The organism is Streptomyces sp. BHT-5-2, assembly GCF_019774615.1.
GTDB lineage: Bacteria > Actinomycetota > Actinomycetes > Streptomycetales > Streptomycetaceae > Streptomyces.
On the sequence record NZ_CP081496.1, the window covers coordinates 1,862,318 to 1,877,762 of the forward strand.

The 15,445-nt window shown below is 71.7% G+C and carries 18 protein-coding genes; 11 read left to right on the forward strand and 7 right to left on the reverse strand.

Annotation, left to right across the window (positions count from 1 at the left end):
* Positions 1-116 precede the first annotated feature (116 nt).
* Positions 117-563 (forward strand): hypothetical protein, encoded by a 447-nt coding sequence (locus K2224_RS08205; RefSeq protein ID WP_221905942.1) that lies wholly within the window; start codon positions 117-119, stop codon positions 561-563.
* Between the two features lie 52 nt (positions 564-615).
* On the opposite strand, the gene K2224_RS08210 is transcribed toward K2224_RS08205, so the two are convergent.
* Both K2224_RS08210 and K2224_RS08215 read right to left on the reverse strand, forming a co-directional pair.
* The gene (locus K2224_RS08210) at positions 616-1,563 is read right to left on the reverse strand and encodes a serine/threonine dehydratase (protein ID WP_221905943.1); all 948 of its coding nucleotides are present in this window, start codon (positions 1,561-1,563) and stop codon (positions 616-618) included.
* Between the two features lie 175 nt (positions 1,564-1,738).
* Positions 1,739-2,302, reverse strand: a complete 564-nt coding sequence (locus K2224_RS08215) for a YbaK/EbsC family protein (RefSeq protein ID WP_221905944.1) — start codon at positions 2,300-2,302, stop codon at positions 1,739-1,741.
* 304 nt (positions 2,303-2,606) lie between these two features.
* Here K2224_RS08215 and K2224_RS08220 point away from each other — a divergent pair, with 304 nt between their 5' ends.
* The 3 genes from K2224_RS08220 (at position 2,607) to K2224_RS08230 (ending at position 6,190) form a co-directional block, all read left to right on the forward strand.
* On the forward strand, positions 2,607-3,500 hold the full coding sequence (locus tag K2224_RS08220; RefSeq protein WP_221905945.1) for a glycerophosphodiester phosphodiesterase family protein: 894 nt from the start codon (positions 2,607-2,609) through the stop codon (positions 3,498-3,500).
* A 354-nt stretch (positions 3,501-3,854) separates the two neighbouring features.
* Positions 3,855-5,141: an acyltransferase family protein gene (locus K2224_RS08225; RefSeq protein ID WP_221905946.1), complete on the forward strand. Its 1,287-nt coding sequence runs from the start codon at positions 3,855-3,857 to the stop codon at positions 5,139-5,141.
* 221 nt (positions 5,142-5,362) lie between these two features.
* Complete coding sequence (locus K2224_RS08230; RefSeq protein ID WP_221905947.1) at positions 5,363-6,190, forward strand: arylamine N-acetyltransferase; 828 nt, start codon at positions 5,363-5,365, stop codon at positions 6,188-6,190.
* On the opposite strand, the gene K2224_RS08235 is transcribed toward K2224_RS08230, so the two are convergent.
* The 3 genes from K2224_RS08235 to K2224_RS08245 all read right to left on the reverse strand — a co-directional run bounded on the left by K2224_RS08235 (position 6,178) and on the right by K2224_RS08245 (position 7,822).
* Entirely contained in the window at positions 6,178-6,657 is a 480-nt protein-coding gene (locus K2224_RS08235; RefSeq protein ID WP_221905948.1) for a RidA family protein, read from the reverse strand. The two genes, K2224_RS08230 and K2224_RS08235, sit on opposite strands and share 13 nt — an antisense overlap.
* Positions 6,654-7,043 carry a hypothetical protein gene (locus K2224_RS08240; protein WP_260692393.1) on the reverse strand — a complete coding sequence of 130 codons (390 nt, stop codon included), beginning with the start codon at positions 7,041-7,043 and terminating at the stop codon, positions 6,654-6,656. The genes K2224_RS08235 and K2224_RS08240 overlap by 4 nt, the downstream gene beginning before the upstream one ends.
* Positions 7,044-7,123: 80 nt before the next feature.
* Positions 7,124-7,822, reverse strand: a complete 699-nt coding sequence (locus K2224_RS08245; RefSeq protein WP_221905949.1) for a spheroidene monooxygenase — start codon at positions 7,820-7,822, stop codon at positions 7,124-7,126.
* A gap of 69 nt (positions 7,823-7,891) precedes the next feature.
* Here K2224_RS08245 and K2224_RS08250 point away from each other — a divergent pair, with 69 nt between their 5' ends.
* On the forward strand, positions 7,892-8,548 hold the full coding sequence (locus K2224_RS08250; RefSeq protein ID WP_221905950.1) for a TetR/AcrR family transcriptional regulator: 657 nt from the start codon (positions 7,892-7,894) through the stop codon (positions 8,546-8,548).
* A 24-nt stretch (positions 8,549-8,572) separates the two neighbouring features.
* On the opposite strand, the gene K2224_RS08255 is transcribed toward K2224_RS08250, so the two are convergent.
* Both K2224_RS08255 and K2224_RS08260 read right to left on the reverse strand, forming a co-directional pair.
* A complete protein-coding gene (locus tag K2224_RS08255) occupies positions 8,573-9,589 on the reverse strand; it encodes an alpha/beta hydrolase (RefSeq protein ID WP_221905951.1) in 1,017 nt (338 codons plus the stop codon).
* A 133-nt stretch (positions 9,590-9,722) separates the two neighbouring features.
* Positions 9,723-11,402, reverse strand: coding sequence for a bifunctional 3'-5' exonuclease/DNA polymerase (locus K2224_RS08260; protein ID WP_221905952.1), 1,680 nt, complete (start codon positions 11,400-11,402; stop codon positions 9,723-9,725).
* A gap of 298 nt (positions 11,403-11,700) precedes the next feature.
* Between K2224_RS08260 and K2224_RS08265 the strand changes: the two genes are divergently transcribed.
* The 6 genes from K2224_RS08265 to K2224_RS08290 all read left to right on the forward strand — a co-directional run bounded on the left by K2224_RS08265 (position 11,701) and on the right by K2224_RS08290 (position 15,385).
* Positions 11,701-11,982 (forward strand): chaplin, encoded by a 282-nt coding sequence (locus tag K2224_RS08265; protein WP_313904762.1) that lies wholly within the window; start codon positions 11,701-11,703, stop codon positions 11,980-11,982.
* A gap of 248 nt (positions 11,983-12,230) precedes the next feature.
* Positions 12,231-12,695, forward strand: coding sequence for a rodlin (locus K2224_RS08270; protein WP_221905953.1), 465 nt, complete (start codon positions 12,231-12,233; stop codon positions 12,693-12,695).
* Positions 12,696-13,041: 346 nt separating this feature from the next.
* Positions 13,042-13,275, forward strand: a complete 234-nt coding sequence (locus K2224_RS08275; RefSeq protein WP_221905954.1) for a chaplin — start codon at positions 13,042-13,044, stop codon at positions 13,273-13,275.
* A gap of 280 nt (positions 13,276-13,555) precedes the next feature.
* A complete protein-coding gene (locus K2224_RS08280) occupies positions 13,556-13,861 on the forward strand; it encodes a hypothetical protein (protein WP_221905955.1) in 306 nt (101 codons plus the stop codon).
* Between the two features lie 289 nt (positions 13,862-14,150).
* Positions 14,151-14,564: a rodlin gene (locus K2224_RS08285; RefSeq protein WP_221905956.1), complete on the forward strand. Its 414-nt coding sequence runs from the start codon at positions 14,151-14,153 to the stop codon at positions 14,562-14,564.
* Positions 14,565-14,950: 386 nt separating this feature from the next.
* Positions 14,951-15,385, forward strand: a complete 435-nt coding sequence (locus K2224_RS08290; RefSeq protein ID WP_221905957.1) for a rodlin — start codon at positions 14,951-14,953, stop codon at positions 15,383-15,385.
* The last annotated feature ends 60 nt before the right edge of the window (positions 15,386-15,445 follow it).

Genomic DNA, 15,445 nt, shown 5'->3' on the forward strand with positions numbered 1-15,445 from the left:
CATCGTGAATGTCGGGGCGTGTCATGAGGCGGATTTCCAGGGCCGGTTGGCCCTGTTCTGGGCCTCGGGCGTTCGGGGAGGCGGCGCGGGTGCTGCGGCCCGGTGGCCGGCTGTCCGTGAGTCTGCCGGTCCATGCCCGCCGCCGGTACCACGTCCGCCTGTGCGGGCCGGTCCCGGCGGAGCTGTCCGCGCTTGCGGCACGGGCCAGGGCGGGTGCCGCCGAGGTCTTCGCGCCCGAACGGCTGTGGGCGGCGGCCGCGCGGACCGGACTGCTGGCCGAGCGCGCGGTGGTCGAGGACACCGTCCGCCGACTGCGCGGCCAGGCCGAGGTCGAGGCGCATCTGCGGGAGCGGGACACCGGGGCGTTGACGCTGCCGGAACACGCGACCGCGGCGCTCGGTGCGGGAGGGGCGCGGCGCTACCGCGACGCCTGCCATGAGGCGGCCGCGCGGCACGGCACGATCGCGTACACCACCCCGGTGCTGTACGCGACCTTCCGCCGGGCCGGTGACGGTGACGCCGACGGTGCAGGTGCCGGTGTGGGAGGTCGACCGGTGCACTGAGCCGGTCGGCGGTGCGGGCGTCGCGCACCGAGCCGGTCGGCCGTGCGGGCGCCTACCGTCGGACGAGGTCGCCCGGGTCCGTGTTCGCCCCGCACAGGACGACGCAGACCGTCTCGCCGGGGGCGGGGGAGTAGGCGCCGGACCGCAGGGCCGCGAGGGCAGTGGCGCCGGCCGGTTCGACGGCGATGCGGTAGGCGTCCCACAGCTGTTGGCGTGCGTCGACGATCGCGTCGTCGGGGACCAGGACCGAGCGGGTGCCGGGGTGCCGGGCCCAGTCCAGGGCGGCCTGGGAGACCAGGCGGGCGCCCAGGGCGTCGGCGGCGACGGAACGGACCTCGACGGGGACCGGGGCCCCGGACCGGAGCGCGGCGTTCAGCGCCCGGGAGTGCTCCGGTTCGACGACCACGGTCCGGATGCCGCGGTGGTCCGCGGCCGCGGCGGTGCCGGCGAACAGCCCGCCGCCGCCGGCCGCCACGACGACCGTGTCGACCGCGGGCAGCGCGGCCGCGACCTCTTCGAGGAGGGTGCCGGCCCCGGCGGCGATCAGGGGGTGGTCGTAGGCGTGGGACTCCAGCGCGCCGGTCCGGGCCGCGTACCCGCGGGACGCCTCCAGGGCCTCGGAGTACTCCGTCCCGACCTGGTGCACCTGCGCGCCGAGGGCCCGGAGCCCGGCCACCTTCACCGCGGGGGAGGTCTGCGGCAGGAACACGTTGGCGGGGACGTGGTGCCGGGCCGCCGCCCAGGCGCAGGCGATCCCGGCGTTGCCACCGGAGGCGATGACGACACCGGCCTCCGGCATGGTGCCGGCTTCCTTGTGCGCGGCGGTGAAGTTGGCCGCGCCGCGGGCCTTGAAGGTGCCCGTGTGCTGCATGAACTCGCAGGCGAACCACACCCGGGCGCCGGTGGGATCCGGGTCCGCGGGCGCGAGGGACACCGGCCGGACCTGCCCGGCGATACGGGCGGCCGCGGACTTCACCTCGTCGTAGGTGAGCTGGGGCATGGCAGGGCCTCCGGAAGTGCGGAGCCCGGGGCGTGGGGCGTGCCCGGTGTCGCCGCGGGCTCCTCGGCGGCGACGGGCGGGACTGTGGTGATGGGCGGGACTGTGGTGACGGGTGGGTCGGTGGTGACGGGCAGCACCGGGGTGACGAGTGGGCCGGTGGTGGTGGCGGCCCGGTTCAGCCGGCCAGCCGGGGGAGGACCTCGGCCCGCGGCAGCTGGGCCAGGAAGCGGCCGGGGAGGATGAGCTTGCCGCGGCGCCGGCCGCTGCCGATGAGCACGTACGGGCTGGCCGCGACCGCCTCGTCGACCAGTACCGGCCAGTCCGCCGGCAGGCCGAGCGGAGTGATGCCGCCGTACTCCATGCCGGTCTCGGCGACGGCGGTCTCCATGGGCGCGAAGCTGGCCTTACGGGCACCCAGGTGCTTCCGGACGGTCTTGTTGACGTCGACGCGGGTGGTCGCCAGCGCGACACAGGCGGCGAAGGTGACCTCCTGGCCGCGCCTGGCGCCGACGATCACGCAGTTCGCGGAGGCGTCCAGCGGCACGTCGTAGGTCTCGCAGAAGGCGGCGGTGTCGGCCTTCTCCGGATCGGTGTCGACGACCAGCACGGACTCCGCCGGCTCGGCGCCCGCCCACCCGCGCAGGGCCGCGGCGGTGGGGTCCGCCACCAGCTCGGGACGCTCGATCGCGCGCCAGGCCGCGTCGAAGCGACCGAACGGTGTGGTGAGGGAATTGATCACCTTCGCATCGTAGTTCAGCCGCTTCCGCCTGCGGAGGGGTGCGGCGAGGGCCCGTCCTCCCGCGCCCGGGGCCCTGCCCGGTCCGCTCGGATGGCCGCCTCCCCGGGGAGCCGCCGCCGAAGGGGTTGACCTGCGGAAAAGGCGGGCGGGAAGGGCGTGCGGCGGGGCGCCCCGCGTGGCGGTGGGGGCGGGTTGGAGGCAGGGTCGGGAGGCAGGGCGGCTGCGGGCCCTAGGGGGCGTACCTGACGCAGACGGCAGCGTCTGCGGCCGAGCGACCTGGAGGCTCCGCGTGCTTGGGAGATCGGTGCGGATCCGTCGGCCGTTTCGGGCCGCGTCCGGTGCGTTCGCTTTCCTCGTCACGGTGACCGTGGCCTCGTCGGCGCTGGCGTCCGGCCCGGAGGGGCGGCAGCAGTTGGCCACCCGGGGCGGGACGTTCGTGAGGCTGCCGCAGGAGCACGGCACCCCGTTCGTGATCGCCCACCGGGGCGCGTCGCGCTACGCGCCGGAGAACACCCTCGCGGCCGTCGACGCGGCGCACCGCCGGGGTCTGCTGTGGGTCGAGAACGACGTGCAGCGGACCAGGGACGGGCGGTTGATCGTGATGCACGACACCACGCTCACCCGGACCACCGATGCCGCGAAGGTGTTCCCGCACCGGGCGCCGTGGCGGGTGGGGGATTTCACCGCGGCGGAGATCGCGCGGCTGGATGCGGGGAGTTGGTTCGGGAAACGGTTCGCGGGCGAGCGGGTGCCCACGCTCGCCGACTATCTGCACCGGCTGGACCGTAATCGGCAGGGGCTGCTGCTGGAGCTCAAGGCGCCCGAGGAATATCCGGGAATCGAGGCGCAGGCGCTTCGCGAACTGCGGGCGCTGGGTTGGCTGGACCGCGCGCATATCCGTGGTCGGTTGGTGATCCAGAGCTTCTGCGTACGTTGCGTGCGGCGGGTGCACCGGCTGATGCCGGAGGTGCGTACGGGCATTCTGGGGCGGCCGCCGCTGAGCCGGCTGCGGAGTTATGCGCGGTTCGCCGATCAGATCAATCCCCGTATGGCGGAGGTCGGTTCGCGCTGGGCCCGGGCGGTGCACGGGCTACGGGGCCCACACGGCCGGCAGTTGGAGATCTTCGCGTGGGACGTGGGGACGGAGGCGAGTGTGCGGGCGGTGCGGGCGCGGGGCGTGGAAGGCGTCATCGACTGAGCCCCCGATTGATCGACGAGCCCCTGATTGTTCGGGTGTTCGCGGCGGGTGGTTTTTTCGGGAGTTCCGGAGTCGCGGCCGCTCGTCCAGGGCCGACGGGTGTAATCTCCCGCCCGAATTTGCGGGATTTCGCCCGGCTCCGGTGAAGGTGCGGTGAAGGGCGGCGATCCGGTGGGCGGGCACGGCCGGGCGGGATTTACGGGATTCCGTCGCCGCGGCTAAGGTGCCAGAGATGTTCGACGCGACGATCGCCGTAAATAAACTAAGACGCCGAATTCGGCCCGTGGGTTCCATTGTGGAGCGCACGGCTTCGCGGCGTCCGGCTCCTTTCGACGGCGCGTTCCGGGAGGGCCGTTGACGCACGAGTTTCCGGCGTCCGGCGAGCGGCGGGTGCCGCTGCCCGCGCCGCGGCCGACGCCGCAGGACCCGCCCGCAGGGGCGGGGGCGGTCGGGGGGCCGGGCCGGGCCGGGCTGTCCACGGCGACGATCCCCGCGTCCTCGACGCCCGTGCCGGCGCCGCCCGGGCCGACGGTGGGCGGCAGCGGCAGCGGGCGGCACGCCAAGGGGCGCGCGGGCCGGGCCGGCGCCGGCCCGGCGGCGACCACCGAACCGCGGCCCCCCACCCGCGACGCGTTCTTCGACAACGCGAAGTACCTGGCCATCGTGCTGGTGGCGATGGGCCACTCCTGGGAGCCGCTGCGCTCCGGCAGCCGGTCGGCGGCGGCGCTCTACATCGCCGTCTACGCGTTCCATATGCCGGCCTTCATCATCATCTCCGGCTATTTCTCGCGCAGTTTCGACATGCGCCGGGACCGACTGCAACGGCTGATCACCGGCGTCGCCGTCCCGTACGTCCTCTTCGAGGTCGCCTACACCTTCTTCAAGCGCTGGGCGGACCACGACCCGGACTATCCGATCACCCTGCTCCAGCCGTGGTACCTGACGTGGTTCCTGGTCGCGCTCTTCGTCTGGCGCCTGACCACCCCGCTGTGGAAGATCGTGCGCTGGCCGCTGCCGCTCGCGATGGTCATCGCGGTGCTGGCGTCCGTCTCACCGGAGATCGGTGACGATCTCAACCTCCAACGGGTGCTCCAGTTCCTGCCGTTCTTCGTGCTGGGGCTCAACCTGCGGCCGGAGCACTTCCAGCTGCTGCGGCGCAAGGAGGTCCGGCTGGCCGCGCTGCCGGTCGTCGCCGGTGCGCTGGTCCTCGCCTACTGGGCCGCGCCGCGGATGAACGCCGCGTGGTTCTACCACCGCGACAGCGCACAGGAGTTGGGCGCCCCCTGGTGGAGCGGTGTGGTGATGACCCTGGCGATGTTCGGCTGCTCGCTGGTGCTGGTGGCCTGTTTCTTCGCCTGGGTGCCGGGCCGTCGGATGTGGTTCACGGCGCTCGGCGCCGGCACCCTCTACGGCTATCTGCTGCACGGCTTCCTCGCCAAGGGCTCGCGCTTCTGGCACTGGTACGACAACCCCTGGCTGCACACGCCCTGGGGGCAGGTGCTGCTCACCCTGGCCGCGGGCACGCTCGTCACGCTGCTGTGCACGCCGCCGGTGCAGCGGATCTTCCGCTTCGCCGTGGAGCCGAAGATGACCTGGGCGTTCAAGCCGGATCCGGTGGGGACGGCGCGCGGGCGCGGGTGAGAGGACGCGGGGCGGGCGGGGAGCAAGGACGGCGGGAGGCGGGATGCCCGGTCGTTCGGGCTCCCGAATTGCCCGGCCGCTCCGTAGCTCAGCCGCAGGTCCTAGGGCCCGCCGTGGCGTGGCGTCGTCCCGTTGGCCGATACGTTGCGGTGTCGGTGTCTCGTAGGCTCCGTTGCGGCCTCCCGAACCGGGGGACGCCACGATGAAGGGGGACAGGCACCATGACCGGAGCCAGCTGGGGCGGCGAGCGGCTCGATCTGGACGCGTACCTGGCGCGCGTCGGCTACGCGGGCGACCGGCGGCCGACCCTGGAGACGCTGCGGGCGCTGCACGCCGCGCACAGCGACGCCATCGGCTTCGAGAACATCGAGATCGTGCTGGGCCGCCCGATCCCGCTCGACCTGGAGACGCTGCAGGCCAAGATGGTCCGGCAGCGACGCGGCGGCTACTGCTACGAGCAGAACCTCCTCTACGCGGCCGCCCTGGAGCGCCTCGGCTTCCGGGTCTCCGGCCTCGGCGCGCGGATCCGGATGGGCGACGACAAGGTGCGCCCGGTCACCCACGCCCTGTTGAAGGTCGAGCTGGACGGCACGGACTGGATCACCGACGTCGGATTCGGCGGCGAGGCGCTGCTCGCCCCGCTCCCGCTGCGGGACGGCGTCGAGGACCGGCAGGGCCCCTGGACCTTCGGCCTGGTCCGGGAGAAGGAGACCGAGGCGTGGGTGCTGCGGTCGCTCCATGACGACGGCTGGTTCGACCTGTACGCCTTCGGGACCGAGCAGCGCTTCCCGGTCGACTACGCCGTCTTCAACCACTACATATCGACTCACCCGCGCTCGCCGTTCACCGGCAGGATCGTGGTGCAGAAGCCGGGGAACGGGCTGCGCCGCACGTTGGTCGGCCGGGAACTGACCCGGACCCGGCCGGACTGGTCGCGGGAGGTGCGCGAGGTCGCGCCGGAGGAGATCCCGGCCCTGCTGGACGCCGAGTTCGGGATCACGCTGTCCGCGGCGGACGCCGAGGCGCTGGTGGCGACCTACGGGCGGTGAGCGGCCGGGCCGCGCCTGCGCACCACCGCGATGCCCTCGATCTCCACCAGCGCCGTCTCGTCCCACAGGCGGGTGGCGCCGATGACCGCCATCGCCGGGAAGTCGCTGCCGACCAGGCGCTTCCACACCCGGCCCAGCTCCCTGGCGTGCCGGCGGTAGTCGGCCACGTCGACCGCGAAGACGGTGAGCTTGACCAGGTCGGCGGGGGCGGCGCCGGCGGCGGCCGCCACCTCCAGCAGATTGCCGAGCGCCCGCTCGAACTGCGCGACGACGCCGTCCCCGACGATCCGCCCCGCGCCGTCGAGCGCGGTCTGCCCGGCGAGGAACACCAGCGTGTCGGGGGCGGTGACGCGCACGGCGTGGCTGAAACCGGTCGGTGGCGCGAGATGCGGCGGGTTCACCCGCTCCAGGCCGTCGTCGCTGCCGCGATCGGTGCTGCTGCCGTGGTCGTCGTTGCTGACGCTCATGCCCGCAGACTCCCCTCCGTCGCCAACTCGTAACGCACTCCCAGGGATTGAAGCGCCTCCTGCTCCTCCTGGGGAAGCTGTTCATCGGAGATGGCGAGATCGAAGTCGGCCAGCGGTGCCAGTTCGTACAGCGCCGGACGACCGAACTCGGAGTGGTCCACCAGCAGCACCTTGCGCCGGGCGGCGGCCATCAGCGCGCGGTTGACCAGGACGTTCTCCTGCGCCCGGTGGTAGCAGTGGCCGTCGTCGACCGCGGAGGCGGACAGGAAGGCGATGTCCGCGCGGAAGCCGCGGGCGCTGTCGGCGGTGGACACACCGAGGAAGGCGTTGAACGCCGGCGCCTCGCTCGCGTCCGGGGCGTCCTCTGCCCCTTCGGTGTCGGCCAACGCTGGTCCCTTCGCGGCTCGGACGGCCCAAGGGCCCGGGCGGCGGCCGTACGCCCGCGGACGGCCCCTACCCGGCGAGTTTAGGCCGTGGGTGGCCCAGCGGCGGCTGCCGCTATCGGCTCCCTCCCGTCGAGCAGGCCCCGGGCGCCGTAGGGGCGGCAGCGGACGAACGCGGCCTCGTGGTGGAACGGCACGGCGCGGTGTTCCGCCACCACCTCCCGGTGTTGTGGGTGCGCCGTCCCGTACGCGTAGCGGCTCATGGCGGAGACGCTGCGCCATATCGAGAACGTGGCGACGAAGCGGGGCGGTCTGGCCAGGGCGGCGGAGGCGATCAACGAGGGATCGGCCGCCGCCCGCCCGGCGGCACGGGAATTGGCGCGCAGGAACGGCACCGCGCGGCGCAGCCGCAGCGAGCCGAGGGTGAGCACGGCGACCGGCCCGTCCTCGTCCGTCGGCGTGGCGCCGGGGTCGGCCTCGACCGGCATCCGGCTCCATGCGCCGAGGACCTGCACCGGCCGCAGCCGCACCAGCCAGCCGCCGGCCAGGCGCCGGGCCAGCGGATCCTCGGCGAGGAAGCGGCCGAGCGCGGCGTCGTCGTCCCACGACGCGAGCAGCGCGGCCCGGCCGGGACGGACCCTGGGCGGCCCGGCGGCGATGGCGCCGGTGAGGGTGGTGGCCGCGAACCGCAGCCCCGGGACCGCGCCCGGCCGCGGCGACCGCCCGAGCACGGCGCGCGTGCCGCGAGCGCCGATGTCGGCGAGATGTACCGAAATGATCATGTCGAGCCCCCGTGTCCGTCCGTGCTGCTCCTGCGTCCGACCGCACCTGACCTGCGTCCAACCTGCTCGATGAACGAGATCGACCGGAACCGCGCCGCCCGCGCGGAGGCCAGGACGCGGATCGAGGACGCGGCCGCCCGGCTGTTCGCGGAGCGCGGCTTCGCGGGCACCACGATCGGGGAGATCGCCGCCGAGGCGGGCCTGAGCAAGCCGATGCTCTACCGCCACTTCGACTCCAAACAGGAGCTGCACCTCGCCCTGCTGGAGCGCCACCGCGACGAACTGGCCGCCGCCCCCGTCCGCGAACTCCTCCACGGCGAGGGCGAGGTGGCCGAGCGACTGGAGGCGGTGTACGACGCCTGGTTCGGGCATGTGCAGAGCCACCCGTACACCTGGCGGATGATGTTCCGCGACACCACCGGCGACCCCGAGGTGCAGGCGTTCCACCGTGAACTCCAGCGCCGGCAGCGGGAGACGGACATCGGGTTGCTGCGCGAGGTCGCCCCCGGCCTCCCCGAGGCCGAACTGGAGCCGCTCGGCGAGGCGATCCGCAGCTCCCTCTACGGACTCGCGCTGTGGTGGCTGGAGCGCCCCGGGACCCCGCGCGAGGTCCTGGTCGCCACGATGACCCGCCTCACGCGCGGCCTGCTCCCGGCGGTGGCCGGCCGGGAGCTCGAAGAGCACCCCCGCGAGGAGAACGACACACGCCCCGAGCAGCCCGAGTAACAGGGCGGACGGTAGGGATCCGACCTAGAACCGCCCGTGCAACGCCGCCCTCAGATGCCCCGTCCAGTGGGCCGTCATCTCTCTCGCGAGCCGGGTGCCGGGGGCGGACAGCTCGAAGCCGTGCCAGGCGCCGGGCACGTTGTGGACCGTCACCGGCACCCCCGCGTCCATCAGGCGCCGGGCGTAGGCCAGGCCGCGGTCGCGCAGCGCGTCGAGGTCGCAGACCAGGAGGTACGCCGGCGCCAGGCCCGACAGATCCGCGGCCCGGGCCGGCGAGGCGTACGCGTCCGGGGCGGGCCGCCGCTCCTGGGCGAACGAGCCCTCGGGGAGGTAGTGCCGCCACGCCAGCCGAACCAGCCGCAGGGTGTCCACGCGCGGGTCCGGCGGAACGTCCCCGGCGTCCCCGTCGGCGTCCGCCGGGACGGGCTCGTCGGCGATCCGGTCGTCCACGTCCGGAATGCACATCGACTGGTAGGCGATCGCCGGGCCCCCGCGGTCGCGGGCCATCAGCGCGACCGCCGCGGTGAGCCCGCCGCCCGCCGACTTGCCGTGCACGGCGATGCGATGGGGATCGATGCCCAGTTCGGCGGCGTGCGCGGCCGTCCACTCCAGGGCGCGGTAGCAGTCCTCCACACCGGACGGCCAGCGGTGCTCGGGCGCGAGGCGGTACTCGACGGCGACGACCACGGCGGGCAGTCGGCGGCAGAGCCCGATCGCGGTCCGGTCCTGGCCGGGGAGGGAGCGGCCGATGGCGAAGCCGCCGCCGTGGAGGTGCAGCACGGCGGGCAGCGGCCCGGTGGACACGGGGGCCTCGCCGGGCTCCGGGTGGTAGACCTCGACGGTCAGCGCGCTGCCGTCCGGCCGCGGGACGTCGTAGCGCTCGCTGCGCACGCCCGAGCGGTCGGCGGGATACGCGGCCAGCAGCGCGTCGAACCTCGCACGGGTCGCCGCGATGTCCTCGTACGGATCGGAGAACGGCCCCAACGAGCTCAGATACGGGACGAGTTCGGGGTGGACCTTTAAACCGGACGGGGCGGTCATGGAATGTCTCTCCTCTGTTGACGCGGCGGGGCGCCGCAGCACGATGACGGGAGATCACCGATGAAACCGGAAATACACGGCGTGCGGGGGGAGTTCGGGAAAACGGCGCGCGACGCCACCATGCGCGCTTGGCTCATTTCGCGTCCCCGTAGCACTCCACCACCGCCGTGGTGAACGGGAACCGCACCGGCGTCGGGCCGAAGGCGATCCGGCTCGCGGTGGCGGCCGCCGCCGTGATCGCCTCGGCGACGGTGCCGGCCTCTTCCGCCGGGCAGTGCACGATCACCTCGTCGTGCTGGAAGAAGACCAGCTCCGCGCGGAGCCCGTCGTGCGCCAGCGCACGGCGCAGCGCGGCCAGTACCAGCAGGGCCCAGTCGGCGGCGCTGCCCTGCACCACGAAGTTGCGGGTGAAGCGGCCGCGGGCGCGGGCCGCCGAGCTGCTGCCGTGGCCGCCGGGTCGCTCCTCCTCCTGGGGCAGGCCCGCCTCGTCGGGCGGCGTCATCGAGGCGGGCGGGCAGGTGCGGCCCATCCAGGTGCGCACCAGACGGCCCTCCTCGCCGGCGCGCGCCGCGTCGTCCACGTAGGCCACCGCGGCCGGATAGCGGCGGCGCAGATCGGCCATGTGCTTGAGGGCGTCGCCCGAGGTCTGGCCGTAAACGGCGCCCAGCAGGGCGAGTTTGGCCTGGTCGCGGTCGCCGCCGAAGGCGCGGGCGGCCAGGTCCGCGTAGAGGTCCGCGCCGGTGCCGGCGACCTCCATCAGGCCCCGGTCGCGGGAGACCGCGGCCAGCACCCGCGGCTCCATCTGGTCGACGTCGGCGACCACCAGGCGCCATCCGGGATCGGCGCGCACCGCCTGCCGGATCACCTTCGGAATCTGGAGCGCGCCGCCGCCGTTGGTCGTCCACCGGCCGGAGACCGTGCCCCCGGGGAGGTACTCGGGGCGGAACCGGCCGTCGTGCACCCACTGTTGGAGCCAGGACCAGCCGTGGGCGGTGTGCAGGCGGTACAGCGACTTGTACGCCAGCAGCGGTGCCACCGCGGGGTGGTCGATCTGCTGGAGCTCCCACTTGCGCGTCGAGGAGAGGGCGATGCCGGCGCGGGCGAAGGCCCTGATGATGTCGTTGGGCAGGTCGGGGCGGACCCGCACGCCCTCCCCGAAGGCCCGCGAGACCTCGTCGGCCAGCTCGGCCATGCGCCGCGGCTCCAGCCCGCCCGGAAACCGCTCGCCCAACAGGCCGTCCAGCACCTCGCGGTGCACGTCCGCACGCCAGGGAATCCCCGTCCGGGACATCTCCGTGGCGACCAGCATCCCCGCCGACTCGGACGCCAGCAGCAGCCGCATCCGGTCCGGGTGCTCGGCCCGCTCCGCACGGGCCACCTGGCCGGCGTAGACCTCCAGCAGCGCGGTGAGTTGGTCGGTGCCGGGCGGCAACGGCACCGGGCCCGGCTCGAACAGCGACGGCTGGGTCTCGGCGGCGCGCACCGGGGCGTCCGGCGGCACCGGCAGGCCGTGCAGCCGTGCCCAGGCGGCCGCCAGCGAGCGCGGCTGGCCGGACTGGCCCTCCTCATGGCCGATCAGCAACGCCTCGGCCGCCTCGACGTCGTAACAACGCTCGACCCGCACACCGGCCGCCAGCAGCCGCCGGTAGATCTCGGCGGTGGACCGCCACACCCACCGCTCGGCCTCGGGGCGCGACCGCACCGCCTCGACCAGCGAGGACTCCCGCACCACCGGCCCGGCGGGCCGGCCGTCCCGAGTGAGCGGGCAGAGACGAGCACCCCCGTCGCCCGTCTCCGCCACCGCCCATCTCATGACCCGAGTCTTGCACCAGGGTCTGACAACGGCCCCGAACAGCGCCCCGGCACCGCTCATCCCCGGGCCACCGGCAATCACCGCCACGCGACCGGCGGCGTGCGACGATGACGGAACGAGCGGCGCCGCGGGGCGCGTGACGGGCCGCCGGGGACGAGCGCCGTGCACACGGCCGTGTTCACCACAGGCGCCCCTTACGGCAGTTATGACCGTTCATCACCCGTTTGGCCCGCTACTTTTGCCGGGTTTGTTCCGTTGAACTGCTTGTCGCTCCAGGCGGCGCGCACAGAAAACCCGAATGCTGCTCTCAGTGAAGAGGTTCGCCGTGAAGTTTGTCTCCAAGGCTGTAGTCCTGTCCGCCGCCGCGGGCATTGCCGTCGTGGGCGGTGCCGGAATCGCCAATGCCGGCGGGCACGGTAACGGCGCCCACGCCTCGGGCGCCGCCGTGGGTTCGCCCGGCGTGATCTCCGGCAACCTCATCCAGGTGCCGATCCACGTCCCGATCAACGTGTGCGGCAACACGGCCCAGTTCATCGGGGCGCTCAACCCGGCGTTCGGCAACATCTGCGTCAACCGCTGAGCGCGGTCCGGCGATCGAGGCCCGCCCCGCTCGGGGCGGGCCTTTCATATGCGGAATTCCCGGCGGGCGCGGCATTTGCGGCAGGCGAATCCCCGTGACCAGGGCGGATAACCGGAGTTGACGCCCGCGTGCAGTGATATGGGTCTATGGTTGCGCGGCAATTGAGTGAAATCGCGAAACCGCTTTCTGGCGAGCGAGTTGACCAGTGCGCTCCGGATACGGGCACTCCGCTTCCAGAAGGGTAAAAAGTGATCAAGAAGGTTCTGGCCACGACGGCAGTAGCCGCTTCCATGGTCGGTATCTCGGCGACGGTCGCCCCCCAGGCGATGGCGGCCGGCGGTCGCCACCACGGTACGACCACGATCAACGGCAACCGCAGCGTGAGCGCATTCGGCAACTCCACCACGCACGGCAGGATGAGCCCGCAGCTGGAGCTCGTCCAGGGCTCGCTCAACAAGCCCTGCATCGGCCTGCCGATCAAGGGCAACTTCGGCTCGCTGTTCTCGTTCTTCGGAGCGGCCACGGTGCAGGACATCAACGTCCTGTCCTCGCCGCAGAACCAGCAGTGCACCGAGAACTCCACCCAGGCCAAGGGCGACGAGGCGCTGTCGCACATCTTGGACGACATCCCGATCCTGTCGGGCAACGGAGTCAAGAACGGCTTCAAGAGCGGTTTCAAGGATGGGCACAAGGGCGGACACCGGAAGCGCTGACGGGCGTCGGCCCCGGCCGATGCACCGAAGGCGAAACCGGGCGGCCGGCGGGCGGGTCCGGCCGCCGGCCGCAGGACCGGATTTCCCACTTCCATATTTCCTGGAATTCGTATTTCGGCGACCTTCCGTCTGTTCGGACGGCGCGGATTTCTGTGCGGTTCGCGCGAGGTGCCGGTAATTGCCGTGCGGCATTCGGGCGATTCCTCCGAAAACTTCCTCCTGGGGGTTTCGCCGACACGGACAAATCGTTACCAATAGCGACAGCGGAGTTACGGGCGACCAGATCCGCGCCCGTGCGACACGATGGTCGTGTGCGCTACGGATCCCGCTGCGGGAAGGGCTGAAAGTGAAGTACGCAAAGGCTGCAGCCATCACTGCCGGCACACTCATGGCAGTGGGCGCTGCTACGCCGGCTTTCGCCGACGCGCATGCCGCGGGCGGCGCGAAGGGCTCCCCGGGTGTCATCTCCGGCAATGTCGTCCAGGTTCCGATCTCCATTCCGATCAACCTGTGCGGCAACACCGTTGACTTCATCGGGATCCTCAACCCGGCGTTCGGGAACCGCTGCATCAACCGCTGACCGAGGAAATTCGAGCCGTGTTGCGGTCGCAGGTCTCGGCTCGCCTTCGCCGCGGGCCGGGACCGGTTTCTTTTCGGTCCGTCGCGGATGCGTCCGAGGCGGTCCGAAATCTTTCGGGTGGCGAGTCTGGAGAAACGGAACTTCCGGGTTTCTCCGGGCGACGGTACTCGTTAGCCAGAGGGAAAGCGGTGATCCGAGCAGCGAAGCGATTGCTCGCGCGATGTTTATGTCGTTGATGTCGCGATTCCATCGAGCACCGCACCAGAAGGGACACAGGGACGTGAAGTACGCGAAGTCCGCCGCGGTTGTTGCCGGCTCCGTGATGGCGTTGGGCGCGGCTGCGGCCGTGCCCGCTTTCGCCGCCGAAACCGGTGCGCCGAACATGACCTCGCCGTCCATGAGCCTCAATGGTGGCCTGATGAGCGCGCTGAACAGCGGGCAGCTGGACAGCCGCCAGGTGACGCCGCTGGTCGACACCGTCCGGGGTGTGGAGAAGACCACCAAGCATCCCAAGCAGCTTCTCGGCGGCGCCACGGGGGCCGCCAAGGAGATCGCCATGCTGGGTGGGCTGCCGTTCGGCACGTGACGGGCCGGCGAACCGGAATTTCCACTGTCCCGCAGGATTGCCCGGGGAACGGGAAGCGACCGTGTGAAGCCTCAGCCGCCGAATCGGAAAGGCTGCGTCGATCGATTTCGATGGTCGGCGCGCCGGTTCGGATGGTGAATCGCGGTCGTGGAGTTCCGGGCGGGATATCTGATCGCCGGGAAAGATCAGAGCACCAGCTCATTTGAGTGAACGAGCACAACTGAATGCGCTCTTGCGAGTTGGCCAGAATGTCCGGCTCCAGGGCATCCCGAAATACGAAGGATCAATAATGATCAAGAAGACGCTGGCAACCGCCGCCGCGGCTGCCTCCATTGTCGGGGTGGCCGCGGCGGCCGCTCCTGAGGCAGTGGCCTCGGGCCATCAGCACGGCACGTCGACCGTCAACGGCAACGGTGCGAAGCAGTTCTTCGGAAACTCGACGACGTACGGCTACATGAGCCCGCAGATCGGTCTGATCCAGGGCTCGCTCAACAAGCCCTGTGTCGGCCTGCCGGCCAAGCTGAACCTCGGCTCGCTGGTCGGCGGAGTCCCGGTCACGGTGCAGGACATCAACGTCCTGTCCTCGCCGCAGAACCAGCAGTGCACCGAAAACTCCACCCAGGCCAAGGGCGACGAGCCGCTGTCGCACATCCTGGACGACATCCCGATCCTCTCCGGGAACGGCAAGCACAACCGCCGCTGATCCGCCGCAGCGTGCCCGGGCCGCCCGGATTTCCTTGTCCTGGCGGCCCGGGCATTCGCGGGTTTATCGGCCGGCCGACCCGCGGATTGTTATTTTCCCGTGACCGTCGGCGGTCCGGGCGGATCGTTAGGGATAGCGTGTGGAGGGATGCATGCCAATGCCCTCGCGAGATGATGGGGTTGCCGGGGCATTGGCATGCCGGCCGGAAAAGAACGCAGGGTCCGGAAACGTTCTCGTGATTTCGTCGGCCGGTGATGCGCCGTAGGTCTTTTCGGGAGAATGATCGCCATCTATTTGGGTGATGGTGCGGAACTCGGGTGCTCGCGGTCGGTTGTTCAAACAGGGCTCCCGTGCCGGGAGTTCCTTCTCCTGAAGGGTTTAGCGCGATGAACAAGATGATGGCGGCCGCGGCGATCGCGGCATCGCTCGTCGGAATTTCGGCCGCGGCGGCTCCAGAGGCCCTGGCGGCCGGTGGTGAGCACGGCGGCGTCAAGACCGTCAACGGCAACGGTGCCAAGTCCGTGTACGGCAACTCCCGGACGAAGGGGAAGCTCAGCACCCAGCTCGGGCTCTTCCAGGGCAGCCTGAACGACCTGTGCATCGGCCTGCCCGCCAAGGGGAACTTCGGTTCGCTGGTCGGCTTCGTCCCGGTCACGGTGCAGGACATCAACGTCCTGTCCTCGCCGCAGAACCAGCAGTGCACCAGGAACTCGACGCAGGCCAAGCGCGACGAGGCGCTGTCGCACATTCTGGACGACGACCCGATCCTGTCGGGCAACGGGATCAAGAACGGGTTCAAGAGCCGAATGAAGAGGCGCTGACGGGCGTCGGCCCCGGCCGACTGATCGTTTGTGACACCGGGCGGCCGGCGGGCGAGTGCG

Excerpts from the sequence above, each read along its gene's own strand:
- K2224_RS08290 (WP_221905957.1), top strand. The coding sequence starts at position 14,951 with ATGAACAAGATGATGGCGGCCGCGGCGATCGCGGCATCGCTCGTCGGA.
- K2224_RS08255 (WP_221905951.1), bottom strand. The coding sequence starts at position 9,589 with ATGACCGCCCCGTCCGGTTTAAAGGTCCACCCCGAACTCGTCCCGTAT.
- K2224_RS08285 (WP_221905956.1), top strand. The coding sequence starts at position 14,151 with ATGATCAAGAAGACGCTGGCAACCGCCGCCGCGGCTGCCTCCATTGTC.
- K2224_RS08245 (WP_221905949.1), bottom strand. The coding sequence starts at position 7,822 with ATGATCATTTCGGTACATCTCGCCGACATCGGCGCTCGCGGCACGCGC.
- K2224_RS08250 (WP_221905950.1), top strand. The coding sequence starts at position 7,892 with ATGAACGAGATCGACCGGAACCGCGCCGCCCGCGCGGAGGCCAGGACG.
- K2224_RS08230 (WP_221905947.1), top strand. The coding sequence starts at position 5,363 with ATGACCGGAGCCAGCTGGGGCGGCGAGCGGCTCGATCTGGACGCGTAC.
- K2224_RS08260 (WP_221905952.1), bottom strand. The coding sequence starts at position 11,402 with ATGAGATGGGCGGTGGCGGAGACGGGCGACGGGGGTGCTCGTCTCTGC.
- K2224_RS08210 (WP_221905943.1), bottom strand. The coding sequence starts at position 1,563 with ATGCCCCAGCTCACCTACGACGAGGTGAAGTCCGCGGCCGCCCGTATC.
- K2224_RS08265 (WP_313904762.1), top strand. The coding sequence starts at position 11,701 with ATGCTGCTCTCAGTGAAGAGGTTCGCCGTGAAGTTTGTCTCCAAGGCT.
- K2224_RS08235 (WP_221905948.1), bottom strand. The coding sequence starts at position 6,657 with ATGAGCGTCAGCAACGACGACCACGGCAGCAGCACCGATCGCGGCAGC.